This window comes from Aeoliella straminimaris (assembly GCF_024054565.1).
GTDB classification, from domain to species: Bacteria; Planctomycetota; Planctomycetia; order Pirellulales; family Lacipirellulaceae; genus Aeoliella; species Aeoliella straminimaris.
Map to the genome: position 1 here is coordinate 1 of NZ_JAMXLR010000076.1, position 24,135 is coordinate 24,135.

Below are 24,135 nucleotides of genomic sequence, written 5' to 3' on the forward strand. Positions count from 1 at the left end.
GTGGCACTCGGCGACGGCCGCGAAATCGAGTTCATGGGTGGCGGCAACCGAGACGAGGAAACGCCGTCTATCGGTGCTGTGATTCATCACGCCATTACCGGCTCGGATCGGTTCATTGATGGCAAGATGGCTGCGGCTTTGGTGCCCGGTGGCAGCGACTCCAAAGGCTTCCTACTGTCCGAGCGGCTCGGCAATCAGGTTTATGACCTAGCCCGAGCCAAGAGTGTTGTAAGCCGTGCTGGTGCTGTTACCGTGCCTATCACCGATGGCCGGACTCTGACGCTGGCGAGCGTGGCTAGCGACCCCACGAGCTATTGGCGGCATGAAAGCGTGCCCGTCACAGCATCCGAGGTTACATTCTCGGCCAAGAACATGCAGCTGCGAACGTTGGCGGTACTAATTCCGTTGACGGTGGAGCTAGTCGAAGATGCCCCCAACATTGTGGACATCATCGAAAGCACCATCGCGGCATCGCTGGCACTGAAGATGGACCAAGCTGCACTGACCGGTACCGCTTCCAGTGGCGAGCCCGGTGGCATTCTCAACGAAACCGGCGTCAATGAGGAATCGAGCGTTGGCACCCCGGCGAACTACGTCGAAGTGTCGGCCGCCATCGAAGATATTCTCACTGCCAACTATCCCGGCGAAGATGCAACCGGTTTGGCTTGGATTGCCAACCCTCGAGACTTCGCCACCTACGATGGTTTGACCGACACGACAAACCAACCGCTGATGCCAACGCCGTGGGCATCGCAGTTGCGACGGATGAGCACCACCAGCCTGGAAGCATCGGCAGGTGCAACCAGCATGATTGTGGGCGACTTCACGCAAGCCATCATGGGCGTGAAGCCTGGCGGTATGCGGTTTGAAATTCTTCGCCAAGGTTCGGCCGTTGATTCGGAAAGCACCGAATACAACGCCGTGTCTCAAATGCTGGTGTGGGTGCGGGCTTACATCCGCATGGACACCGCATTCATCAAGCCGCAATTCTTCACGAAACTCACTGGCGTGACGGCAAGCTAACTCTAGTCGGCGTTCCTAGCGTTCGCCTTGTGCAGCCCGCCGGCAGACTTCCTCCGGTTGCCGGCGGCTGCACTATTTGAAAGTCATTCCATGCGTGACGCCCGACAAACCGAGAACTGGTTGAGCTATGGCGGGAACACCGGACCCGACGCCCGAGGAAATACGGGCAGCGTGCGAACGGATTCAAGCCACGTGGAGCAAGCACGACTGGCGAAATCGAGCGGTAACGAACGCACGGAAGTGGAAGCTCCCCAGCTATTCAACCAGCAAGCATGCCGACGGCAGCGACGGTTTGGAAGTTGAGCGGGACTAGTAAGGGTGGGCAGACGGGCACCTCGCCGGGACGCTATGATGGGCGTGTACCGGAAACCGTATTGAGGTGTTCTCATGGCTAAGAATCGAGTAGAGATTGATGAGACACTAGCAGCCGAGGTTATGTTTGCCTCTGATCACACCTGTTGTATATGCCGACGTGAAAAAAGAGTGCAAATTCACCACATCGATGAGAACCCCTCCAATAATGACTTCGACAACCTGGCTGTGACTTGCCTGCTTTGCCACAGCGACGCACACTCGAAGGGGGGGTTCGTTCGTCGTTATTCGGCAGAAGAAATACGCCTCTACAACCGCTCGTGGCGAGAGATTGCGGAGTCTAGATTGGTCTTAATGAAGGATATGCCAGTCAAAGAGTCTAAGAAACTTGAAACACTTGAATTGGCAAGAGAGGCTTTGCTGAGCATTCAACTTTCATGCATTGTCTTTCGAGGATCACTGGTAGCGACTGGTAAGGTACACGCCGTAGATGACGAAGATGGTTGGACTCGAATTATTCGTCAGCTGCCGGTTTACACCAGAAGTAACTACGAAGACTGGCAGCCCGTATTCGTCGACTCAATTGAGACCGTACTAAGAGACATTGAACAAATAGAAACGCTGTACGGCGACGTTCTGCCACTTTCAACACGTCTTTTGATAGTACGCTCGAAACGACAATTGCTTGGCGAGGTGTCCGGCTATCAGTTGATACCGAAGATGCTGGATGGAGGGCATCTAGACAGTGATAGTGCAGCCAAATTCTTTGGTTTCCGTGTGCGTGGGTGCATGGAAACAATGAAGTCGCTTGAAGCGGACTTGGCGACTACTTCTAACGAGTTGACCAAGAGCCTAGTTGATGACAGTGGACCGGATGAATCCCACAAGGCGTAGCTCGTGATAAAGTGGCTCCGATACTTTCTGCACCGCCTGTTGGCTCTTGCGTTCCCGAATCGGGATGAGCGGTTCCAGTCTGCTTGTGAAAAGCGTGACACCGATGGTCGCCTCGAAGGTGACTGGTGCCCGAATTGTGACGGGCGTGGCTGGACTCAATCGGTCGAACAACGCCAGAATCGGGAAAAGTGGAAGTGTGGGGGAGTTGCCTTGGTGACCGAAATAGAGACTCTAAGATGCGTCCATCAATTGAGCATGTATCTCGGACCAGTCCGTGGAGACAAGCGCGGCAAGGCTAAAGAATTGTGCAGCCTTCATTGAGTAGTAGCGGATTCGACGCGAGTTGAACGTCTGGTTGAACATGGCAAGTTTTGGCCTCCAATCGGACTGTGAACTTATGTCAATAATTGATACGCGTTCCAGTTGGCTATTCTTGGATAGTCCCTCATGAAGCAAACGCAACATAAAAGGATCTGTGGCTGGAAAGCTGTAGCCGACAATCCATAGCTCCCGTGCTCGTGTAAACGCATCGACTGCAGCCTGCCATTGAAAAAGGACAGCCTTGTCAGGTGACATTTTACTGAGAGCAGGTGGTACTATGAGCGGCTCGTTGAATGGGCCATTTTCTATCAGACGGGATCGTGGAACACGATGCATTGCCAATTCGAGAGTTGGCTTTCTTGTTTCTGGGTCGACCGATTCTGTACACCATGCTACTGTGTTCTTGCCATCTCGTTCCCAGTTTACTGAACCATGTAGCTTGATGACTGGGACGTATTCCTTCCTTAGCTGCAGCTCGAGTGCGTTGTCTGAGCCAGTAAATGAAACGCGTTGATTGGGGCTTGGCCGGAAACCAGGATAGGCGAATCGCTCGACATTCCCATTGCCGCCAAGCAGCCCTTGCTCTATTCCAAGGTCATAGTTAGTAGTGATGAATATTGGCTTCAATTTAGAATTTCTTACGCGATTCAAAATGACGTTTGAATTATGCATTGTCTTAGAAAGCACTTTGCCGCGTGGCGCTCGGTAGACATCCCAAATTGCCCATGCAAGTTCTTTGCAGAGATTCTGCTTCTTGGTCATTCCTTTTTTTGTTGCGGTGGCTACAGCTTTCTGCAGATCTGCTTGCGTGTATAACTCCTCTAGGTTATTCCAGTCTCGCTCAAGAGCCCAAGTAGATGCCTGGCACTCTGCATGAAACGACAATAAGCTTCCAAGGCTGTCCCACTCAAGTTTTCGACTCGGTTCATCAGCGTATTCGTCGAAATACCGCCTCCTGGCTTCGTCTAGAAACTGGACCATCACCGGCAAGCCCAAGTGGACCGACGCCCCGGCGCCGAGAAGGAACACCGCACAGTCTGATTTCTGCAAATTCTCTGCCACGTGGTCGCCCCCTGCTGTCTGCTGAATTGGGGTAGATTACCCCATAACCCCTAATAACCCCTGCTAATTCTCGACAGTTCTTGCCAACCGTCTACCCTGCGGGTAAGATTAGCTACCGTTAGCAAGTTGTGTTGCTTGTTGGCAGTGCGAGGAGTTGTGGAACGGGCTGGCAGCCAAAAGGTCAGCGGTTCGAGCCCGCTATCCTCCACTTACTGTCCCGTCGCATGCCGTTGGCTGCGACGGGGATTCTTTGACGGGCAATTCAGCGTTTGTACGCGTAGTTCGACCGGCCGTGAGCGAACCAGTTTCCCCGCCGCCGGTTGTTGATCCACCTCTCAGCCCCGCTGCGGAATCTGCCACAGCCAGTGAGATCGATTTTTGGTTGTTGGTCCGACTTTCGTCGGTAATGTTCCTGCAATTCGTACCGCCCGGACTGTGGACGGTCACGCTCAGTAGCTATATCGGTGCGAATACGGGCACCGAGGGCTCTGGAATGTTCGATTCCTCCTTCGTCGGCATTGCCGGCATCTCAGGAGCAATCGGCGCGTTGGTGTCGCCCCTGCTGTTCGGCGCGCTGGCCGATAGTTGGTTTCGTACCGAGCGAATGATCGCTTTGATGAACCTCACCTGTGCGGGGCTTTTGGCGCTGCTCTGCTCGGCCAATAGCCAGGGCTGGTTTCTAGTGGTGATGATTGCGTACTACCAGTTTTCGGTTCCCGCGATCACGCTCAACTACAGCATTGCACTCCGTCACCTGGCGGGACAGCGACAATACTTTCCTGCAATTCGCGTGAGTGGCACTGTCGGTTGGATTGTCGCCATGTGGATAGTTGGGAGTATCATTCCCTGGTGGTGGCAGCAGAGTTCTGAAAGTGTCGAAACTTCTACGTGGCCGATGAAGTTTGCCATCGTGGCCCACCTGATTGTGGCTCTATACGCATTGACGCTCCCCAAAACGCCGCCACTGGGAACGGCCACTTCCTGGCGCCGATTATTAGACGGATGTTTGCAGTTGTTGAGTGGTCATCCGCGATTGGTGCGGTTCCTGCTCGTGTCGTTCTGCGCCACTGTGCCGGCACAGTTCTACAACTTGTTTGCCAATCTCTATCTGAACAAGCTCCAGATTCCGCATGCAGCCACCAAGCTATCGGGAGGTCAGGTCGTCGAGATCTTCTGCATGTTGGCTTTGCCCATGCTGCTCTACCGATGGGGGCCCAAACGCGTTTTCGTTATCGGCATTCTGGCGTGGATTGTGCGCTACGTCAGTCTGGCTTTTGGCGACGCCTCGGGGTGGCCTATGCTACTGGTGTGGATAGGCATCCTGTTGCATGGCGTGTGTTACGTTTTTGTGTACATAACGGGCTTCATTTACGTCGATCATGCGGCTACACCCCAAACGCAGAGTGCCGCGCAGGGGCTGTTGGCGTTGGTCACAACCGGTCTGGGGCACCTAGTGGGCGCACTTGTAACGGGTTGGCTGCAAGCCCGCTACCTGACACCTCCAGGAAGTGTCGTACCGCCGTACGACTGGCAGGCGTTCTTTCTGACTGGGGCCTTCGGTAGCTTGCTGTCGCTGGGGCTGTTCTGGCTGCTGATGGGCTTCAAGCGGGAAGTGTTGCCCGGCGAGATCGAGCCGGACGAAGCCGTGTAATCCGCAGCTGAGAGTTGTAGCACCAAAGCTTCATCTCGATTCGTCTGTCGGGGCCTCAAGTAACCTGGGGTCCGAGTTCTGCGATGCGTAATCGCTGCAGGTGCGGCTTGTCGAGTATCTCAAACGGCGTAGCAAGTTCCTGCCACGATTCGCCCCGTTGTTCAATCAGTTCGTCTTGTAGTGGGCCCATTCGCCTCACGGCCAAGCGGAGATATTCCACCTTCGTTGGATCGAGTCCAATGATGCGGGCGGCCGTGGCATCGACGGAAGCCAGACTGCTGCCGACCAAAACGATGCCCAATTGCTTGGACGTGCCAAGAATCGGTCCGTCACCTTCCATGCACTCGATGCCATCGACAATTGAGATGGTCTTAGGAAGTGTGGCGTTGATGTCTGCGACCGTCTGAGGAATGCCGGCGTGGTGCAGCACGTTCTTCGGCCAGCCATACTTGATGCCGGGTAATACACCGTAGAAGTTCTTCATGCTGCAAGTGATGCCCACCCAGTGGTGTGTTTTCAATTTGGGCATCGAAACCACCAGGTCCGCCTCGACCACGCTTTGCGGCAGCCAGAACCCACGCAGCGGGCTTCGCCGACCGCGGTTAGGTCGCCACGCCACGTCTTGATAGTTGAGGTCGGCAAACTCGAGTCCGCCATCGCCCAGCGCTTCGCCGACTCCTGACTCAATGAGTGCCATTTCCGTATCGCGAACATGTCCGGGAGCCTCGCCCACGATGACGGACGCTCCCCAGCCGCGGAATACTTCGGCCGCAGCCACGATCATGGCCGGGTTGGTGGTCATTTGAGGACGATCCCGGCACGGTTCCACCAGGTTCGGTTTAAGCAGCACCCTTCGTCCAGCAAGCCACTTCGGGTCGAGACCTGTGGCCAAGAGACCATCTCGAATGGTTGCTACCAGAGGGCCATCATATCTTTGATTGCGAGCGACAAACACGCTGGATTGGGGGTGCAACCAGCGGTAAATCGCCGGACCGCCCAGGCATGCAGCCGCACCAGCGAGACTCGCGCCCAAGAGCGTACGACGATCGACGTTATTCGCTGTATTCGGATTGTGGTCGGTTCGGGCCATCTCTGGAAACCTTGCTCAGGTACTAGCTGCCAGTTGGGGGGTGCCAGCAAAAGTCGGCTCTTCACGGGATGCCAATGCCAGCAGGGCCAGTTTGTAGGGACTCTGCCGTGTGGTGGTACGTTCCAGGGCTTCGGTTAGGAGGTGCTCGGCGTTTTCGGGCCGACGATTCCACGCGGTCAACGCGATCAGCGCGAATGCCAGCGAGCTGCAGCCCGTGGGACGCTGCAGCATGCGTTCCATGAGTCCCAGGGATTTTTCGATTCTCGGATCGGCTACAGTTTCAGGAGCGAGCGACCACAGGACCACGGCACTGGGTTGCAGATGGGGGAGCAGAACCTGCCCAAGTACCTCTGTGTTTCCGTAGTTGCAGCCCCCTTCGGGTAGTAATCGATCGACCAGCAGCTTGACGGCTTCACGCATTCGAGCATGCTCCTGATAGCCGGCCGTGCGGAGTGCCATGGTGGCGAATGCGGTGGGCTCGAGCCAAGAGTGGGTTCCAGGATTCCAACTCCATCCCAACAGCGTGGTGTCGTGACCCATATTCGGATCGCGTGGCATGGTGTGGCCCTCACTGGCCAATAACCACGTGGCGGCTTGCTCGATGTGTGATTGGTACTTCTTGGCATCCACCAGGTGCCAAGCGAGGATCGCCAGACTCGTCGTCCAGTAGGGACCGTCTTGTGTGTTGCAGGCAGGTACCGAACCGTCGTGTCGCTGTTGCTGGACGAGCCACTGGGCGGCCTGATCCGCAGCATCGATGCGACCGGCCTGAACGAGGACCAGCGCGGACCAGGCAACGGGTTCTGAAGCCGGCGGTCCGGCCATCGCGTAGCCACCGGGAGTCTGTTTCTGGATGTGGTCAATCAAAGAGTGCATTATTGTTTAATACTTCCAAGTTCCGCAAAGCCCAATCAAACGTAGGTTACCTGTAAGCTTAGCAAGCCGCTTTTTGCGTCACCTTCCGCCCCGATTGCTGAGAGAAATAACCAGCGCCGTTCGCTAGTTTCAGGGCTATTTCGTTGAAGTTCGAAAAAAAAGCTCAAGCCGTTTGACTTCGAGTGAAGCTGACATAGGTTTCAAGTGTTCGACGAGCGTGCAACACACAACGCACCGCGAAGCCGAATGCGGAACTTATCGTGAAGGACTCATCAGAAACGTATTTTTACGCACAATTCGATTCACCTCGGTGGATTGTTTTTTGGCCGACTTAGAGCCTGTTGCGTCATCATTCTCGACAAAGGCAAACCAGTCGTGAGGCTGGGACGCAAAGCCACGGACCAACTTGTCTAATCGACAGTTGGCAGCCAGGCTGCCGAAGGACGATGGCGGGCCGCCGAAAGGCGACCGCTAGCATGAAGCGATTGACGACAAATGGTACGCAAACGCTAATTGTTTTTTGGCCCGTTGGTAGTACACCCAGGCTCGCCCTATTGTCCAAAGCAATAGGGGTACTACCTCGAGGTCGTCAACCGGGAGCTACACCGCTCCTGACAACTTTAGGGTGCTGGCCCGACGGTCAGCATCAACCCGGAGGATGCTATGAAGAAGTTCGCCCAGAAAGTACAACAGTTCCTCAAGTCGGAAGATGGCCCCACCGCTGTTGAGTACGCGGTGATGCTGGCTCTGATCGTGATCGTCTGCTTGACAGCGATTCGTTCGATCGGAACCAATGCCAACAGCACCTTCCAATCGGTGGCCACCGAACTAGGTTCCGCCAGCTAGTGATTGGCCCCCGGGCTTGCACCCTAAGGTGACCCATGTATCGCGCATCCCCCTCATCGGTATTCCGGTGAGGGGGATTTTTTATTGGGCGGCTCACCGCAACGTTGGGACAACCCAGAATATTTCCACTCATTTGGCCGACAACCGAAGGTAGACACCAAATTCGTGAGCTATGTTTTCGCGTGTGGCCCCCAGGCGGAGCCACGCCAAGTGCGTTATCGGTACTGAAAACGGCACTTGGCACAGCACTAGAAGCAATGACCACGAATTTCGCGAGACTCTCCCATGTTCGATTTGGCTGTATGGCAAGACGCTTTGGCAACCCACTGGCACGTCTGGTTGGTCACGGTCACGATCATCGTGATGGCCGTGATTGATGGCATTCAATTGCGAGTTCCCAACGCGCTGACCTATCCCATGATTGTGCTCGGTTGGGTTTACAGCTTTACCCTCAGTGCCTATCCGGGCTGGGAAGGTTTGGGCTACAGCTTGATGGGTACCGTGGTTGGGTTGGCAACCCTGCTGCCGGCTTACGCCATTGGCGGTATGGGAGCTGGTGATGTGAAGATGATGGCCGGGATCGGTGCATGGATGTGGGTAGAAGTAACTCTCTACTCCTTCGCCGTGGCGGCCGTGGTTGGCGGCATCCTGGCCGTGGTCATGGTGCTGATGAGTGGTGCCTGGAACAAACATTATGCTCAGTTCTGGAGTATCTGGAACGAGATCATGGTGGTGCGTGATCCCGAAAAGTTGGCGGAGATTGCAGCCGAGCGGAAGCCCCGCATGAAGCTGCTCCCCTATGGCATTCCGATCGCTATCGGCACCATCATGTACTTTGGCTGGGCCGGACTATTGGTTTAACCACAGCTAGCACCCCACATTAGACATTTTCCTGGACCGGATCGAATGATCCTGCCGAAGAAAGCGACAAGGTTCCCATGCCGCGACCGTGCGCGGATGGTGGTCGTGCCGCCACAATTGAACCTGGCTTGACGTCGCTCGCACGGCGTCTCGCCCCAAAAACCGTAAGGGGATCCGATGCGACCTAAGTCACTTCTATTACTTGCGCTTGCACTCGGCTGCGGCCTGGTTGCGTCGATTGGTATAAGCCAGGTGATGGACAAGAGCGGCGAGAAAGTGGTCTCCTATGAGACCGAGTCGATCTATGTCGCTACGGTAAATATTAACCTCAACGATCCCATTGATGAGTCGATGGTATCGTTGCAGGATTGGCCCAAAGACAAGGTTCCGCAGGGAGCCATCCAGTCGTTCGACGAGCTCGAGAATCGTCGTCCTCGTACGACGATTATCCAAGGAGAGCCCATTCTGGAAGGCAAGCTTTTGGCCGAAGGCGAGGTTTACGACCCGATTGGCCATATTCCGCCCGGAATGCGGTTGAAAACAATTTCTGTCGACGCCGAAAAAAGTGCTGCGGGCTTGTTGAGCCCCGGCGACCGAGTCGACCTGCAATTGTTTGTTGCCCGTAACCCTGCGCAAGGATTCCCTACTGCCCGAACTCGCGTGATCTTGCAGAACATTCGCATTTTCGCGGTCGACCAGACCGTTCAGCGGGCTGCTGACGGAGGCGAAGGACGAAGCATTGCGAAGACGGTTTCGTTGCTGCTGACCCCCGAGCAAGCCAACAAGGTTGCTTTGGCGGAGCAGGTTGGCGAACTGAATCTGATTCCGCGAAGTCCTGGCGACGAAACGGTGACGCAGGATATCGAGACTGACATCGGTGAACTGTTTGGCGAATCGAGTTCGCACAATTCTCGTAAACTCGAGCAGGGACCGCGGATTGGTGAGGACAATTCGGAAAGCGGGTTCTTTGGCGGCTTGTTCGCCCAAGTCAAGAAAGCAACCGAAGAGCGACCGCCATTCGTGATGACCATCCTCGAAGCCGATCAGGTCCGCGAGATGGAGTTCGATCCGTTTACCGGAAAGCCAGTTCGCGATGGCAAGGATAACCAGCCGTTGATGGGCGGGGCGCATGCGCCCACAAATCCGGCCAGCAATTCGGTTAGCAAGCCTAGGCAGGGGGAAGTTTCTCCTGCGGAGGAATTGCAGGAAGAGTTTGGGGCAGCGTTCCCCATAAATTTTTGAGTTAAGGCAAACTACCGGCGATCACTTCGATCGCCCATGTCGGTGGCAATCGCCAGGGATTCGGTGATTAGTAGCGGGCATGTGAACGGGGGTGAGTCGCCCAGTTGTAGCTGGGGGACTCGAGTCGCCTGCTGGCGGCCAGAAAATAAGGAAGTACAGGGATGTACGAACATATTCAGCCGTGTTTCGGTCGCATTGCTCTTTCATGGATTGCAGGCGTGATGGCCTGTGCGTGGGCCGTTACGGCCACGCATTTGGCGCAAGGCCAGGAGCATTCAGCGGCTTCCGCTGAATTCACCACGCCTAACATCATCCGGCATATCAGCCGCGAGAGCGAGCGGCTAGAGATGACTGCTAATGCCAGTCGCATTCTGACGCTGGACATGAAAATCCCTCGGGTTCAGGTCAATAATCCAGAGTTGGTGACGGTCACGCCGTTGTCAGCCACGCAGATTCAGGTGTCCGCCAAGAAGCCGGGCGTTACTCAGATCAATCTGTGGGATCAGAACAATTCCCTCCACTCGCTAGACGTGATCATCTATGGCGACGTAAAGGAACTGGAACACGCCCTAAGGGCGCAGTTCCCCAACTCCTCAGTGGGAGTTCGAAAATATAGCCAGAGCCTAATGCTCACTGGTTTTGTCGATAGTCCCGACCACGTAGGTCCGATCATGCGACTTGCTGAGGACTACGCTCCAAAGGTGATCAACGCCTTGGACGTTGGTGGCGTGCAGCAGGTATTGCTGAAGGTGAAGGTCTTCGAGGTCTCTCGGACGAAGTTGCGTCGACTCGGCGTTGACTGGGCTGCTTTCGGCAGTGGCGGCGACTTTGCGGTCAATAGCATTAGTGGCCTCGTGGGGACTTTCGATAGCGCAGAGCGGGCGGTTACTTCGACCGGTGAGACATTCGCCTTCGGTCTGGTTAACGGCGGGGATTCGTTCTTTGGGTTCCTCGATGCACTACAACAGAACAACCTGGCTACGATTCTTGCTGAGCCGAACATTGTCTCGGTGAGCGGTCGGCCAGCACAATTTCTCGAAGGTGGTGAAATCCCGATCCTGGTGCCGCAGAGTTTGGGCACGAGCAGTATCGAGTTCAAGCCGTTTGGTACGCAGGTCGACTTTCTGCCAATTGTACTGGGGAATGGTAACATTCGCCTGGAGGTTCGTCCTCGCGTGAGTGCCATTGACGACAGTATTGGCATCGTCCTGCAGAACCAAGCCATTCCTGGCTTCCGCGTCCGCCAGGCCGACACGGCCGTTGAGATGCGTGCTGGACAAACCTTTGCCCTCGCGGGATTGATCCAACGTAAGAAAGAAGCCGTACACCGCGGCCTGCCATTTGTGTCGGATATCCCCGTGCTTGGGGTTCCATTCCGCAAAGTGGAAGAGGAAGTCAACGAGATCGAATTGCTGATTCTCGTCACGCCAGAATTCGTCGACGCGATGGACCCGCACGAAGTGCCGCCATGTGGACCTGGTATGGGATCTATGTCGCCGGACAATTGCACCCTGTATTGGGGCGGCCACTTGGAAGTGCCCAATGCCTATGGACCTTGTGCACAGGGATGTCAGGGGGGATGCAACACTGGCGCGGATTGTAACGATGGAACTTTTGGCCAGCCAGGCAGCTACTCCGGTTCGATGTTGCCAGGCGAGCAGATCATGACTCCCGAGCCAATGCCTTACGGCGGGGAAAGCACTCCGACTCCAGCCGACGCTCCCATGCACGGCGAACTGCGGATGCCGGATACTGGCGCTCTAATCCCTGCAGGCGGCGATCGGCTCAGAAAGGCCGCTCTGCCTGGCGAGATTCCGGGCGGTTACAACACGCCTCGTACGGCGAACTACCGCCGTGCGGCAGGCCCGTCGACACCACCTGCCGTTCCATCCCCCACCTCTTCCGATTCTGCCGGAAGTGGCGGATTGATAGGTCCTGTGGGATATGACGTGGAGTAGTAGCGGGTTGCTGTCGGTCCCAATGGAGTGACATGATAAATGGTCTTGAATTTGCCATTGGGAAGTACATTACGGCGCATGTGAGCTACGCTTCTGACGACGGAACGAATCCGTCCGTGTTCACTACGCCATAGATTCGCCGCACATCGTCGGGCCAACAAACAATAGTCAGCTTCCCATGAGTAACGTCCTACGTATCGCGATCGTCGATCCTGACGACACCTCACGCGGTGCACTGAAATCGACGCTGCTTGGTTTGGACACCGTTTGGCTGGAGGCGGAGTGTTCCCGCTACGCCTTCTTCTCGGACGTTGCAACACAGACTAATCCGGACGTTGGGCTCGTGAATCTCGACGGCGATCCCGAAGCTGGCGTCCAGCTGGTTGAATCGCTGACGCAGACGCACCCTGAGATGGCCGTGCTGGTCTCTAGCAGTTCTACCGACGGAAGCCTGATTCTGCGAACCATGCGGGCAGGAGCGAAGGAGTTCCTTACTCACCCCGTGAGGCCAGAGGAACTGGCCGCAGCGTTACATCGCATCGCTCGCGGCAAATTTGGATCCAGCATTAGTGGTGGTAGCGGAGGATGCAAGGTTATCGCCGTTGCCGGCGCCACCGGTGGTGTCGGCTCCACGAGCCTGGCGGTAAACTTGGGATGTGCTCTGGCAAGCAATCCGGAGAACAGCGTCGTACTGGTGGATTTAGATCTGGCGGTTGGCGATGCTGATGTCTTTCTCGATACGATTCCGGAGTACACATTAAGCGACGTAGCACAGAATGTGTCGCGTCTCGACTTTACCCTGCTCAAACGATCGCTCACCAAGCATAGTTCGGGCCTGTACCTGCTTCCCCGCCCGGTCGCCCTGGAGGATGGACGCCATATTTCGACCGACGACATGCAGCGCATGTTCGGATTGTTGAAGGCCACCTTCACGCACCTGATCATCGACACTTCGAAGTCGTTTACCAGGCTCGATATGTTTGCCATGGAGATGGCGACCGATATCTTGATGGTGACTCAGCTCGATCTGCCGTGTCTGCGAAATGTGGTGCGGTTGATGATGGCCTTTGGCGAAACCGAAGGTCTCAAGGAAAAGCTGCGGGTGGTGGTAAATCGGGTTGGGCATGGAGCCGGTCAGATCAGCATTCGCAAGGCACAGGACACCTTGGGACATGAGGTCTACTGGCAGTTGCCGAACGACTATCGTGTGATGGTCGAGGTTCGCAACAATGGGGTGCCGCTCATTGAGCAGGCTCCCAAGGCGATGATCACTCAGTCTATAGCTCAGCTGGCTGCAGCTCTGAGCGGCGATGACGCCTTGGCTTCGGAGCAAGAGATGCCTTCCAAGAAGACGAGTTGGCTAGGGCTTTGGCCAGGCGGTAAGTCGAGTAAATCGGGAGATGTAGCCACCGCCGACTGACCCCAAACGGACTTCATCATACATATAAAAAGCGGGGGCAAACCGATTGGTTTGCCCCCGCTTTACGCTTGTATGAATGTGCTCAGCTGGTTGATCCGCAGCCTCGATCAAATTGATTTAGCTTCGCTTCAAACCACGAGTGATGGCCAAGCCAGCCACGCTGCACATTCCGATTAGCAGCAGCGAGGAAGGCTCGGGAACGCGCTCCGAGGAAATTACGCCGGTGCCGTTGCCAACATAGCTGGTAAGGTAAGTACCGTCATTGGTGGGCGTGGCAGTCTGTTGCACGTTGAACGTGAGCGACACAGGTTCGCCGATCTGCACACCAAACGGCAGGTCTTGTGAGGAAATGGCGCCTACAGTTCCGACAAACATGAAGCGGATGTCGAAGAAGCTGCTATTCACTCGAGAGTAAACGACATTCACGCTCTCCAGGTCCAAAGCCAGGGCAGACGATCCATCCACCAGCAACTCGAACGATCCGCCGGCGGGCGCGGTGACAGCCGTGGTGCCATTGGGACCAGGCAGTTCGATCGAAGGAATGTCTGTGACTTCGAGGTCGTAGGCCAAGCTCGGCGCGGGGTCAACCAAGACACCCAGCGTGTTGGAGTCTTCGACCACGGTTAAGCTGCTCAAAGCATCGGTGGGAGTACCTGAGTCCGTGAGACTTCCCGAGCCAGCGCCATCGGGAGTCGGATCAGAATAAGTAAGACTCGTGCCGGCCATGCTGATTTCAATCATGCCAGCGCGAACTGTCGCAGGTAGAACGATGACTGCGACGACCGCAACAAGGGCGGTCAGGTATTGACGGGTCATTAGACTCCCAGCCTTTCGAAAGCCGTTCCAAGGTGTGTTACTACGTTTTTGAGGCCCTGAAGGGGGACCTCGGCCAGAAGCCGCAGGTGCGCGACCCCGCCTCTTGAGTTCTAGTGTAGTGAGGCGTTGGGAGAGTCGCAACGATTTTTTGCGTTAAGATTCGGAGGTTTAATCGACGCGGGCCAAGTAGAGTGATCCCCTCTTAGGAGGGGTGTTTCTTTCAGCGGAGGATAAGTTGGGAATGCTCGGAAACCCGAGAAAATGGGCCTACTTCTTACGATCGGCACGAATAACCCACCCTCTCTACTAAGCACCAGGGGTCTGTTATCCCCAATCTCAACCGCTCCACCTGCACGGTGCTGCTTTTGAGCTACGCTTAGACAGAAAGCCTCCCAGTGGGTGCTGGGATCCCCATTTCAGCTCGTACTTTGCCAATCTACCTCTATTGACCAAATTCCTATGAGCGCTTCAGCAGGTGGCTCGTCCATGCTGTCCCAACAGGACCGTGAGGCCGAGTTTGAGAACATCAAGCGACGTATCCACACCAAGCTGGTCGACAAGCTCGACCTATCTCGGGTCGGCGAACTCGAGGGCGACGTGTTGCGTCGAGAAATTCGCTTGGTGGTCGAGCACCTCTGCGACACCGAAGACACCTTTCTGAATCGCAACGAACGCGACCGACTGGTCGAAGAGGTTCTGGACGAGACATTCGGTCTGGGGCCGATGGAGCTTTTGCTCAAAGACCCGACGATCAGCGAAATCATGGTCAATGGGCCGAAGAATGTCTATGTCGAAAAGAGCGGGAAGCTGGTCAAGACGTCGACTGTCTTCCGCGACAACAAACACTTGTTGCAAATTATTGACCGTATTGTCTCACGAGTTGGACGGCGTGTGGATGAAGTCTGCCCCATGGTCGACGCTCGTCTGCCGGACGGTTCGCGTGTGAACGCGATCATCCCGCCGCTTGCTTTGGACGGGGCAAGCGTGACAATTCGTCGATTTGGTTCCAACCCCCTGAAGCTCGAGGACTTGCTGAACTACAAAAGCCTGACGCCTGAAATGGTAATGTTGCTCGAAGGAGCGATGAAGGCAAAACTGAATATTCTGATTTCCGGTGGTACTGGTTCGGGTAAGACGACGCTACTGAACACGCTTTCGAGCTTCATTTCGAATGACGATCGAATTGTCACCATCGAGGATGCGGCGGAGCTTCAACTGCAGCAAGATCATGTCGTGCGGTTGGAAACGCGTCCTCCAAACATCGAAGGAAAGGGTCGAATCAGCGCGACCGACCTGGTGAAGAACTCGCTGCGTATGCGTCCCGACCGGATCATCATTGGTGAGTGCCGTGGTGGTGAGACGCTTGACATGCTGCAAGCGATGAACACGGGCCATGATGGTTCGCTGACTACGTGCCACGCCAATACGCCTCGCGATGCCATTGCCCGTCTGGAAACGATGATCATGATGGCGGGCTTTGAGATGCCGATGAAGGCCATGCGATCGCAGATCGCCAGCGCCGTGAATCTGATCGTGCAGAGCAACCGCTTGCAAGGTGGCCCTCGTAAGGTGACGCACATCACCGAAATTATCGGTATGGAACAAGATACAATCGTGATGCAGGACATCTTCAAATTCGTCAAGGACGGAGTTGACGAGAACGGCCGCTGCATCGGGCATTTTGTCTCGACTGGAATACGTCCGACGTTCATGGACCGTCTGGAGTCCGCCGGAGTGCGACTGCCTGCAAGCACCTTCCGCGAACGCGTGATGTTGCGAGACTGAGTCGAGCCATTCAATCCTAGAAACCCCCAACCCAGAAGCTCCCATGTCAGTCTGGATAGTATACATTTGCGTCTTTGCCGGTGTCGCGGCATTGGTGGCGGGTATTGCAGCAGTGTATCGCGGCGACCGCGAGGATGAGGTTGCCCAGCGACTCAGTGCACTGACCGTTGGCTCGAAGGATGACGACAGCAAGAAGGCTTCTATCACCAGCGAGATACTGAACGCCTCGCGCGAAGGCACACAGAGTGCCTTCGAGCAGATGATCAGCAACTACCTGAACCTCAATCTGCTATTTGAACAGGCAGATGTGAACATGACGGTTGGCAAATTTCTTGCCATCGTTGCCGGTGCCGGTGCGGTTGGTATCGCATTGCCCACGGCCGCCGGGATGCCCATGAAGTTTGCGCCAATCGTGGCGGTGGTACTTTGCTTCATGCCCTTCATGTGGCTGATCATGAAACGTAAACGGCGACTGAACAAGTTTGCTGCGCAGCTTCCCGAGGCACTGGAGCTAATCTCGCGTGCTCTCCGAGCCGGTCACAGTCTGGCGGCGGGGTTCAATCTGGTTGGCCAGGAAATGTCGGCTCCCATTGCGGTTGAGTTTAATCGAGCCTTTGAAGAGCAGAACCTGGGCATGCCGTTGGAAGAAGCACTCGGCAACCTGACAGAACGAATTCCCAACTTGGACCTGAAGTTCTTCGCCACCGCCGTGGTATTGCAGCGTCAAACGGGTGGTGATCTAGCCGAGATCCTGGACAAGATCGGTAGCCTGATTCGCGAACGGTTCAAGATTTGGGGGCAAGTCCAAGCTCTCACTGGCGAAGGGCGGTTGAGCGGTATCGTGCTTTTGGCACTTCCGCCCGCGCTATTCGTCGCAGTGTATCGCATGAATCCCGATTACCTGATGCTGTTGTTCACCGACGACCTGGGCAAGAAGATGCTTGTCGGCGGTTTGGTGATGCAGCTATTGGGTGCCATCGTGATTCGTAAGATTGTGAACATCCGTGTGTAAGGATCGAGATTCCAGGGGTGTGGGACGAGTGATCCCCGAAAGCCCCAGTCCTCCGTCCGCTAGCCCCTCGACTCAACTATGATCGCCTTCATCAGTAGCACACTTTTGACTCAGCTTGCCATTTTCGGGTGTGTGGCCGCCGGTGTGTGGGCTGCCATGGAATTCCTCGGAGCTGGTGGACGTTCACGGGCCGAAGAACGGTTGGACGAGTTCAAGGACTCCCGCGGAAACATCCGTCAAGGCAATGCTCAGAAGTCCGATCCAATTTCGAAGCTTATTGCCAAGGCTTCGCCGAAGTTGTCGGCGCCGTTGCAGCCGAAGACAAAGGAAGAGGCCGGCAAGCTCAAACAGAAATTGCAGCACGCGGGTTATCGCGGCGAAAATGCCGCTACCATCTTCCTGGGCGCTAAGTTCTTGTGCCTCCTGTTCGGTTTCTTCGTCAGCGGCGGCACGATGCTCTACCTGAAGGGAATCAGTGCCCAGTCGTTGATGTACACAGTGGGCGTGTCGGGAATCATGTTCTATCTCCCCGATGCAGTGACCTGGATCCGGAAAAAGGGCCGTCAGGACTGTATCTTTTTTGGTTTGCCTGATGCCTTGGACCTGATGGTCGTGTGCGTTGAGGCTGGTTTGGGTCTCGATCAGGCCATGCGTAAAGTGGCCGAGGAAATGCAGAAGAGCTACGCGGTGCTGAGCGAAGAGTTCCGCCTGTCGAATCTTCAACTGCAGATGGGTGCCGCTCGGAACGACGTGCTGCACGAATTGGGGCAACGCACCGGTGTCGACGATCTGAAGGCTCTGGCAGCCATTTTGATTCAGGCCGACAAGTTCGGCTCGAGCGTGGCGCAGGCTCTGCGTGTGCAAAGCGATTCCATGCGAACTCGCCGACGTCAGATGGCCGAGGAGAAGGCCGCCAAAACAGCGGTGAAGCTGATTTTCCCGCTGGTGATCTTCATTTTCCCGGCCATTTTCGTGGTCCTGGTTGGCCCTGCGGCCATCACGATGATCAACGAAATGTTCCCAGCGATGCAGGCGGGCAGTCAATAAATCGACTTTCGCAGTTGGTCCGGGTTTGCTAGGGCCATGTCACGCAACGGTTGATCCATCGGTCATCCGTCATGCGGCCTGCCAACGTGTCGCCTCTTCACGGCGGGGTATTCTACCCACTATATTCATCACTACCCGCGCAGGACTCTACCTGCGCGGAGTAGCAATCGCTGTGACCATCCCGGGCGAAGAGAGTTGGACTGCGAATGGAACGACTAGCAGAACTCCACACCAAGCTAGTAGAGATTACCGACACGATTGTTAGCCTCGCTTGGGGACCGCCGCTGGTCGTGCTGCTAGTGGGTGGAGGACTCTTCCTCACAATCTACTCCCGTGGGATTCCATTTCTCCGCATCCGTCACGCGGTCGATGTTCTCCGCGGCAAATTCGACGACCCGGACGACCCAGGCGAAATCACTCATTTGCAGGCGCTGGCCACAGCGCTGGCGTCGACTGTTGGGGTGGGCAACATTGGTGGCGTGGCCATCGCCATTTCCCAGGGAGGTGCGGGGGCGGTGTTTTGGATGTGGGTAGCGGCCTTTGTCGGCATGGCAACCAAGTTTTTCACCTGTACCCTGGCTTGTATGTATCGAAAGGTCGACGAGTCCAGCATTCCGCAGGGTGGCCCGATGTACTTCATCGAGGTCGGGCTCGGACCCAAGTTCAAGCCACTCGCTATTATGTTCTCCGTCTGTGGACTGGTCGGCTGCTTAGCAATGCTGCAGGCCAACCAATTGACGGTGGTCTTGGAGCCGATCTGGTCAGCTATCGGAGTTGGCGGGCCTGAGCAACCGCTCGACGGCAAGCAAGTTCCCGGCCAGCAAATTCCCATAGCAAGCTACTTCTCAGCGGTGCTCATTGCGGCGGTGGTTGCAGTTGTGGTGTTTGGCGGTCTTAGACGGTTAGTCAAGTTTAGCGAGAAGCTGGTTCCCACCATGTGTGGCATCTATGTGCTAGGAGCGTTGGCGGTGCTGGCGATGCGATTCGATAGACTGCCAGGCGTCTTACTTTCCATCGTGCAGGAGGCGCTCTCTCCGGAAGCTATTTGGGGCGGGGCTGCCGGCTCGGTGATCATCATCGGAGTCAAACGTGCAGCGTTTTCCAATGAGGCTGGCGTTGGCACGGCCGCCATGGCCCACGGAGCAGCCAAGACCGACGAGCCGGTTCGTGAAGGTTTGGTGGCGATGCTGGGGCCGTTGATCGACACCCTGATCGTCTGCTCTATGACCGCATTGGTCATCCTGGCCAGCGATTTGGATGTGGGGCAACGCAACAACTTGGAGGGCGTAGCTCTCACTTCGGCGGCGTTCGAGTCGGTACTCGGAGCAACAGGTGCGTGGTTGGTGACCATTGCTGTGATCTTGTTCTCCGTTACCACGATGTTTGGCTATTCCTACTATGGACGCAAATGCATGACTTACCTGGTCGGCCATCATCGAGGGCACCTGTACAACTACATCTACATTGCGTCCCTAGCCGTCGGAGCCATTGTTTCGGTGACCATCGTGGTGAACGTTATCGACGCGGCCTACGCCATGATGGCCATTCCCACCATGACCGGCGCACTGCTGCTCTCGCCGCGGGTCATGAAAGCCGCACGTGATTACTTTGCAAGATTCGACGCTGGTCAGTAGCGTTTCAGCAGCGCGAGGAGCGTCATTCCCAGCAGCTGAAGCGTCGCCGGTTCGGGGACCGGTGTTACCTTGTGGGAAGCACTCGCTCCTGGTGACATGGCTCCAAAATTGGTCTTCCAGAGCAGGTAGTCAGCTACGTCAACGATGTTGTCACCAGTTCCATTGCCCGATAGAGTAACGAGGTCTTCGGTCGCTCCCAGTCGGTTTCGCCAGACCGTGAAGTCGGTCAGATCGACGAAGCCATCTCCATTGAAATCGCCCTCCAGGCGTTGTCTTACAGCGAGCGATCCATCGACGCTCAGATTGGACACATCCCACCGAAGCCCCGCGCTCAATGGCGGCAACTCAAAGGCATCGAATGCGCCCTCGACCGAATTGAAAGCGAGTAGGTCGTAGACGTCCCCCGATTGCGGGGCGGGAGCGCCCGCCGACAGTTCGACTTGAAGGGTTCCCGCCAGGCTCGCGTTTCCGGTCACCAGCAAGCGGTCGTGCACTTCGGCGCCAGCCACATCCAGAGAGAGGATGGCGTTCGAGGTCTGAGTATAATTGCCATCAATCGTCATCGTGGCTTGGCCCGTGTACTCAGAACCACTGCTGATACTCAGCCCATCGTACCAGGTGCGGTCGTCGCCATCGTTGGTGCCGGTGTCGTCGACAAATACATGGATTTGTCCTTCGGCATCGGCCACCAGCTCACCCAGCGGGGCACCCCACATCAACCGATTGCCTTCGGCCGTCAGCGGGGGGGACTCGTAGTTGAGCGTTGCCGGGGCAATGCCGTCGGTGGCTCCAGCGACATTGTCGAGTGGCGAGCCGAACAACGTGAGGTCGCCCGATTCGGCTCCCGCCAGGATTCGCCAGGTCGAACCGGTTGGATCCCAATAGTTAACATACACGGTGTAGCTTCTGCCCGGTTCCAGTCCGGAGAGGGTGGTCCGGAGCTCAGGTGCGGTGTTGGGATCGCCGCTATCGCCCTGAAAGATGTCGCCACCATTGGCGTACCCCGTTCTCCTCAGCCAATTGGGATTGCCAGGAGGGTTGAAAGTCGTGCCATCGCTCAGCGTGGTATTTCCCATTACTCCAGTGGAGGCGTCGACGTAGCGGAATTGCTGTTCGACGACGATACCTTCGCTTCCGACCTGAATAGTGGAACCTGAGCTGGCTGTGAGGTCGCCAACCACTTGCCCGCTGCCTTGGATATTCGAGTTGCTTGCCGTCAGATTGCCAAGTAGCTGCCCTTCAAGGCGTATCGTCTGACCGTTTGCGGCATATTGGCCGTTTGAAGCATCGCTGACATCGAGAACACCATCGGCAGCGATGGCGATTTGCGAAGTGCCAGCAAGTTGGGCATCGCCGGAGAGGGCGAGGGTTCCGCGAATGACGGACGTTGTTCCCGTGTAGGGATTTGCTCCATTGGCAAGCACAACTCTGCCACCGCCGAGCACACGAAGATTCCCAGGGCCCGCAATGCCAGCTCCAGTGAGAGTGTATTCCTCGACGGTGTTGTTAAAGGCCACTCCCATCGGGGCCACCGGTCCAGCAAGGTGGACGGCGTAGGTGCTCGCCGAGTCGTCAAAGGCAACCTCGTCGCCATCGTGATAGAGGTCGCTGGTGCCGCCGCTGTCCCAGTTCGAGGAGACGCCCACGTCCCAGGTGTTGGGACTTGTGCCGCCACCTTGCCATAACAGCGATTTGGGGTCGCTGGCTGCGAAGGTGAGCCCGACGACTTCGGTGTCCCAGTTGGTGTAGGAATTGTAATTGCCTCGCAACCAGGTGATCGCCGTGTTCTGACCATTCCATTCCGGCACTACGGGGCGAATATTGTCTATCGTGGAGTTCTCGGTGATGGGGCTCCATGTCCAAGACGCGCCGAAGTCGGTGGTGACACCTTTATAGAGTTCGTATTTACTCGTAGCAGAGTCGTCGCGCGGATCGATGTCTGACGACATGTACACCACGTTGGGATTGTTCGGGTCGATCGACGCTAGTCCGGTGTAGTCGTCTTCCGCCGCATATAAATAAGCCCCCGCCTGTGCCATCTCGTTGACATGCCAGTGTTGGCCGTCGTAGCGTGCGTAAAGGAAACGGTGGTCTTGATTGCTGTCGTTGACGCGCGCAGTGAGGACTCCCACCGGGTTGCCGGTATTGTCGATCTCCAGATTGATGGTCCAGGCACGGTTCATGGTCAAACCACCCAGTTGCGAACTATTTTCGAAGACTGGCGTCAGGGCAGAGGGCTGGACGCCGTTGGAGTCGAAAAGGTTGTCGTCGATAGTGGTGCCATCGGTGTTGTAGAGCACGCCGTCCTGGATGTAGCCGTGGTAAACACTGTTCTGGAAATTGCGTGGATGACGATCGGTTGCGATGAAGTGAATCTTCTTGCCATCCGAGGCGTATCGTACGTAAGGGCGATCGCCACCGCCTCCCTCGGTCAGTAGTTTGCCTGCGTTGGCCCAAGTAGTGCCATCGTCGTCTGATACTTGAACATTGGGATCGTAGTTAGCCGTCCGCGTGAAGTTGTAAGTGCGGCCAGCTCCACCGTTGTCGGCTGGCAGGTAGTAGATGTTGTTGTAGGTGGTTCCTGCACCATTGTTGAGCGTTTGCTCCGGGCCCCAGCTTGTCGGATCATGAGGATTCGTAGAAATTCGCCACCGGGTGAATGCATCGGAACCGTGCTCGGCGTACATGGCTAGATATCGGCCATCGGGGCGTAAGTAGAGCCCTGCCGAGTCGTGATCGTCCTGTTGCAGTTGATTGTGTAGCTCGTACTCACCTTGCGCGCCGGTTGTCAAGTTTCGCCACAGCAAGTCGATGTCGCCATTCTCAGGGAATGCACCTGCCGAAACCGAGCTGACCAGCAGTAGTGGGTTGTCCGGGTTGCTATTGTCGACAATAGCCCTCTCATCTTCGAACCAACTCCACGCCCCGTTGGGTGCGCTACCCGTATTGGTGAGCGTGAACAGATCACCAGCAACATCGTCGACGGCCAAGGCGGGAGAAGCCCACAACAGTGTGGCGGTCCAAGCCCAAATGAGCCAGCCAGGTCGGAGTCGCAACAAATTGGAGTGTCCAATGAAGTCGCGATTGATCGAGTCGAACGGTGAGTTGTCGCTTCGTATCATGATGCTCATCAGTCCGCCTGAAGCTGCGCGATGGAAGTAGCTCAATCGAGGAGCCGATTGACCAAGAAAAGGAACGCCTGCAGCATGCCGACGGGCATGCTGCAGGCAGAGCAGCCATACTTTGCTTAACGAAGTTTCCGATAACCGAGCATAGTCAAAGCGCCGCAGAGCATCATGATCGACGATGGCTCGGGAACGACGCTTAGTGAGCCGGTGGCCGTTTCAAAGGCGTAAGTGGCGCCGTTGGCCGATGAGGTCCAAATGCCCGGGCCGGCTTCGGTGAAACCAGCGATGCTGAAGGTCGACCCATAGGCGGCGCTGCTGGCAGTCACCAAACCCCAGTTGTCTCCCAGGTTGGTGCTGGCCCCACTCAAATCGATTACAAAGTCGCCGTCCAGGGCCGTTTGAGGACCGCCCCCGGAGATTGAGTTATTGACGCCGCTGGCGCCAACCACAAAATTCATGACCGCGTCATCCGCCAGAGCGAAGCGTCCCTCGTTGACGATGCTTCCCGTGAAGGTGTTACCCGAGGATGCGAGAGTGACGGTCCGGCCATCACCGTCGCTACCTGGATTGGTAATCGTGGCGGATCCACTGATGGGCGAGAGAATATTGATTGGCCCCTGCTTGGCGTAAATGATGCTGTCGGAGACGACGTCGATTGTGCCACCCAGATTGAAGATATCTTCTACGCCACTGATGTGATTGATCGAGCCACCGTTGAGGATTAGATTGTCGACGGTAATCGTGCCGGTGTTCCCAGTCCCTTTATACGACAGGCCAGCGATGTTCAGGTCGCCGCCAGATCCGACAGCAGTGATTTCCAGGCTGTCGCCCGCAAAGGTGTAACTACTGCCATCGGCAGGTGTCCGCACGCGATCCTCGTCATCGACAATGTAATCGTTGCCGGCCGACGGGGCCGACGCGTCGCTCCAAATGCCAGCAGAATTGAACGAAGATGCGCCGAAGCCATCCCTGCCGGTTGTAGTGACTGTTGCCGCCTCAGACTTCACCATAGTCAGGCTCGTCGCGACAAGGGTGACGCAGCAAAAAGAGTAGAACCACGCGTTACATCTCATCAGTAGCTACCTCTCGGAAAATGGCCCCCAGGGCCAAGCAAGCAATTAGTGGGCACTCCTCAGTCGACGCGACTTCGCAGTGTC

Annotated in this window: 19 protein-coding genes and 1 riboswitch; of the genes, 13 read left to right on the top strand and 6 right to left on the bottom strand. The window is 56.3% G+C overall.

From position 1 onward, the window contains the following. The 3 genes from NG895_RS21700 to NG895_RS21710 all read left to right on the top strand — a co-directional run. A partial coding sequence (locus NG895_RS21700; protein WP_252854636.1) for a phage major capsid protein occupies positions 1 to 1,023 on the top strand: 1,023 nt, incomplete at its 5' end. A gap of 127 nt (positions 1,024 to 1,150) precedes the next feature. After that, positions 1,151 to 1,336, top strand: coding sequence for a hypothetical protein (locus NG895_RS21705; protein ID WP_252854637.1), 186 nt, complete (start codon positions 1,151 to 1,153; stop codon positions 1,334 to 1,336). A gap of 74 nt (positions 1,337 to 1,410) precedes the next feature. Beyond that, entirely contained in the window at positions 1,411 to 2,229 is an 819-nt protein-coding gene (locus NG895_RS21710; protein ID WP_252854638.1) for an HNH endonuclease signature motif containing protein, read from the top strand. A 231-nt stretch (positions 2,230 to 2,460) separates the two neighbouring features. On the opposite strand, the gene NG895_RS21715 is transcribed toward NG895_RS21710, so the two are convergent. Beyond that, the gene (locus NG895_RS21715; protein ID WP_252854639.1) at positions 2,461 to 3,612 is read right to left on the bottom strand and encodes an SIR2 family protein; all 1,152 of its coding nucleotides are present in this window, start codon (positions 3,610 to 3,612) and stop codon (positions 2,461 to 2,463) included. Positions 3,613 to 3,904: 292 nt separating this feature from the next. Here NG895_RS21715 and NG895_RS21720 point away from each other — a divergent pair, with 292 nt between their 5' ends. Then, entirely contained in the window at positions 3,905 to 5,263 is a 1,359-nt protein-coding gene (locus tag NG895_RS21720; protein WP_252854640.1) for an MFS transporter, read from the top strand. A gap of 55 nt (positions 5,264 to 5,318) precedes the next feature. On the opposite strand, the gene NG895_RS21725 is transcribed toward NG895_RS21720, so the two are convergent. Next, positions 5,319 to 6,353 (bottom strand): DUF362 domain-containing protein, encoded by a 1,035-nt coding sequence (locus tag NG895_RS21725; protein WP_252854641.1) that lies wholly within the window; start codon positions 6,351 to 6,353, stop codon positions 5,319 to 5,321. A gap of 15 nt (positions 6,354 to 6,368) precedes the next feature. Beyond that, positions 6,369 to 7,229 (bottom strand): prenyltransferase/squalene oxidase repeat-containing protein, encoded by an 861-nt coding sequence (locus tag NG895_RS21730; protein WP_252854642.1) that lies wholly within the window; start codon positions 7,227 to 7,229, stop codon positions 6,369 to 6,371. A gap of 353 nt (positions 7,230 to 7,582) precedes the next feature. Next, a riboswitch (cyclic di-GMP riboswitch) is annotated at positions 7,583 to 7,670 on the top strand. 222 nt (positions 7,671 to 7,892) lie between these two features. Here NG895_RS21730 and NG895_RS21735 point away from each other — a divergent pair. The 5 genes from NG895_RS21735 to NG895_RS21755 all read left to right on the top strand — a co-directional run bounded on the left by NG895_RS21735 (position 7,893) and on the right by NG895_RS21755 (position 13,556). Further along, the gene (locus tag NG895_RS21735; protein WP_252854643.1) at positions 7,893 to 8,075 is read left to right on the top strand and encodes a Flp family type IVb pilin; all 183 of its coding nucleotides are present in this window, start codon (positions 7,893 to 7,895) and stop codon (positions 8,073 to 8,075) included. Between the two features lie 285 nt (positions 8,076 to 8,360). Continuing rightward, complete coding sequence (locus tag NG895_RS21740) at positions 8,361 to 8,936, top strand: A24 family peptidase (RefSeq protein ID WP_252854644.1); 576 nt, start codon at positions 8,361 to 8,363, stop codon at positions 8,934 to 8,936. Positions 8,937 to 9,113: 177 nt separating this feature from the next. Further along, entirely contained in the window at positions 9,114 to 10,178 is a 1,065-nt protein-coding gene (gene cpaB / locus NG895_RS21745; protein WP_252854645.1) for a Flp pilus assembly protein CpaB, read from the top strand. 161 nt (positions 10,179 to 10,339) lie between these two features. Then, a complete protein-coding gene (locus NG895_RS21750) occupies positions 10,340 to 12,136 on the top strand; it encodes a type II and III secretion system protein family protein (RefSeq protein ID WP_252854646.1) in 1,797 nt (598 codons plus the stop codon). 178 nt (positions 12,137 to 12,314) lie between these two features. Next, positions 12,315 to 13,556: a response regulator gene (locus NG895_RS21755; protein ID WP_252854647.1), complete on the top strand. Its 1,242-nt coding sequence runs from the start codon at positions 12,315 to 12,317 to the stop codon at positions 13,554 to 13,556. A 117-nt stretch (positions 13,557 to 13,673) separates the two neighbouring features. Here NG895_RS21755 and NG895_RS21760 read toward each other — a convergent pair whose 3' ends face one another. Next, positions 13,674 to 14,372, bottom strand: a complete 699-nt coding sequence (locus NG895_RS21760; protein ID WP_252854648.1) for a PEP-CTERM sorting domain-containing protein — start codon at positions 14,370 to 14,372, stop codon at positions 13,674 to 13,676. Positions 14,373 to 14,831: 459 nt separating this feature from the next. Between NG895_RS21760 and NG895_RS21765 the strand changes: the two genes are divergently transcribed. From NG895_RS21765 to NG895_RS21780, 4 genes are all read left to right on the top strand, one after another. After that, positions 14,832 to 16,157 carry a TadA family conjugal transfer-associated ATPase gene (locus NG895_RS21765; protein ID WP_252854649.1) on the top strand — a complete coding sequence of 442 codons (1,326 nt, stop codon included), beginning with the start codon at positions 14,832 to 14,834 and terminating at the stop codon, positions 16,155 to 16,157. Positions 16,158 to 16,200: 43 nt separating this feature from the next. Beyond that, positions 16,201 to 17,169 (top strand): type II secretion system F family protein, encoded by a 969-nt coding sequence (locus tag NG895_RS21770; protein ID WP_252854650.1) that lies wholly within the window; start codon positions 16,201 to 16,203, stop codon positions 17,167 to 17,169. Positions 17,170 to 17,247: 78 nt separating this feature from the next. Beyond that, the gene (locus tag NG895_RS21775; protein WP_252854651.1) at positions 17,248 to 18,216 is read left to right on the top strand and encodes a type II secretion system F family protein; all 969 of its coding nucleotides are present in this window, start codon (positions 17,248 to 17,250) and stop codon (positions 18,214 to 18,216) included. Positions 18,217 to 18,422: 206 nt separating this feature from the next. Then, complete coding sequence (locus tag NG895_RS21780; RefSeq protein WP_252854652.1) at positions 18,423 to 19,850, top strand: alanine/glycine:cation symporter family protein; 1,428 nt, start codon at positions 18,423 to 18,425, stop codon at positions 19,848 to 19,850. On the opposite strand, the gene NG895_RS21785 is transcribed toward NG895_RS21780, so the two are convergent. Further along, the gene (locus NG895_RS21785; protein ID WP_252854653.1) at positions 19,844 to 22,981 is read right to left on the bottom strand and encodes a BNR-4 repeat-containing protein; all 3,138 of its coding nucleotides are present in this window, start codon (positions 22,979 to 22,981) and stop codon (positions 19,844 to 19,846) included. The genes NG895_RS21780 and NG895_RS21785 overlap by 7 nt on opposite strands. A gap of 116 nt (positions 22,982 to 23,097) precedes the next feature. Further along, positions 23,098 to 23,988, bottom strand: a complete 891-nt coding sequence (locus tag NG895_RS21790) for a PEP-CTERM sorting domain-containing protein (protein ID WP_252854654.1) — start codon at positions 23,986 to 23,988, stop codon at positions 23,098 to 23,100. Positions 23,989 to 24,135: the final 147 nt, after the last annotated feature.